Origin of the sequence: Campylobacter sp. BCW_4321 (assembly GCF_001763075.1) — a bacterium.
Lineage (GTDB): Bacteria > Campylobacterota > Campylobacteria > Campylobacterales > Campylobacteraceae > Campylobacter_D > Campylobacter_D jejuni.
In genome coordinates this window covers 1-1703 of record NZ_MJYA01000024.1, presented here as the reverse complement: position 1 = coordinate 1703, position 1703 = coordinate 1, and the positions used below count along the sequence as shown (strand labels likewise).

At 25.2% G+C, this 1703-nt stretch carries 1 protein-coding gene; it reads right to left on the bottom strand.

Translation table 11 applies throughout. The features are described 5' to 3' along the window. On the bottom strand, positions 1-1703 hold a 1703-nt coding region (locus AJN58_RS04375), incomplete at both ends, for a contractile injection system protein, VgrG/Pvc8 family (protein WP_261665676.1).

The following is a 1703-nucleotide window of genomic DNA, read 5'->3' as shown; positions in this document are numbered from 1 at the left end:
GAGGGTAAGTTCATTATAACCTTCTTCATTAACACCTATGGTTTTAGAAGAAAGAGAAGTTTGATGATCATTAAAAGGAAGATTTACTAAACTTGGATTGGTCCCATTATACAAACTAGAGCTCACATAAGGTTTATCTATATCATCATCTAAAAAAGAAATAATCACTTCATCTCCTATTCTTGGAGTATGAAAAAAACCTGAATGATTACTTGCTATACTAGAAGCTACTCTTAAAAAAGGAGTGTGATGGTAAGATTTGTAAGTATTGCTTGATAAATTAGAAGAATTTGTATCTATATCATTTGCAATAAAAGTATCATTATCTAATTCTTCTTGATTGGCATAAAGATTAATCCTTACCTTAACCCTTCCATATTCATCAGTATAAATAGTATTTCTCTCACTTTCTATATCCTTACTCTCTCCTATAACAATACCTTGAGTGCTATTAGGAGCTTTAGGTTTAACTTTAAAACTTGGAGTAAAGATAATATTCTTTTTTAATAAAGTTAAAGTATTGGAATAAGATTTACTTAAATTTAAATCTTTTAAATTTAAATGATCATTCGTATTAATAGAATTAGCTAAGATGGCATCATCAATTAAGATTTGAGTATTAGCAATAATAATAAAGTCTTTAAGCAAAGAAGCTTTATCTTGTTTTTCTTCATCTTGATTTTTTATTTCTTCTTGATGATTAAACTCCTTATAATTTAAAGTGATAAAATCTCCTAAACTAAGATGATAAATATTACTTTTTGCTAGTAAGCTTTCATTTAATACTAAGGCTCTTTTTTCTTTAAGAGAAGGCTTAGTCTTTAAATCAATGCTTTTTGTAAAAGAATATTCACTCTCATAAAAATGTTCATTATAATAAGCTTTGTTATTAAGTTCTTGTTCATAAGGAACTTTATTAGAATGTAAAGATAAAAGATTTAAAGGAGTATTGGCATTAATACTAGAATGCGTAAAAGAATTAGTTCTTAAACTTTGTTCTTTATAAATAGAAGAAATACAAGCTTGATTTAAAATATTATTAATATTAGGATTATACTCAATTTCTTTATTTTTTACATTTTTATACACATCACAAAAATAAATAGTGTTCTCATCTTCATAAAAAAAGATTCCATTATTATGGCTTAATCTTGTAATAAAGTCTAAATCACTTTCATTGTATTGAGAGATGAGTTCTTGTTTTTCATAATTAAAATGTATATTAGAATAATCAATTTCTTTATGTAAGATATCTTGATAAAAACCAAGGGTTTGTTTAATCACTTCTATAATATTAGTATGAGTATAAATACGATTGGCTTTATTTAAAGAAAGTCTTATCAAGACTGATTGAAGCTTAAAAGAAAAAAAATGCTTGTATTTTATTTGCTTAGTATTTGAAGCGCTATCATTAATATTTAAAGCACTTTCATGATTAATACCTAGATATTTTATATAAGTGATAATTCCCTTATAGTTTATTACTTTATTGTTATCAAAGTTTAAGGTATTATTCTCATAAGGATTATGGATGCTTAAAATAGCTTCTTGATCGATTAAAACATTAGGATGAAAATTAAAAGTTGTAGGGGTGCTTGGATGAGATGAAGCATTGGTTAAAGTATTTAAAGAAAATAAATCTTGTTCTAAACTTTCAAAAAAACCTTCACATTCTATAGAAAAAAGTTCTTCAAGACTTTCTT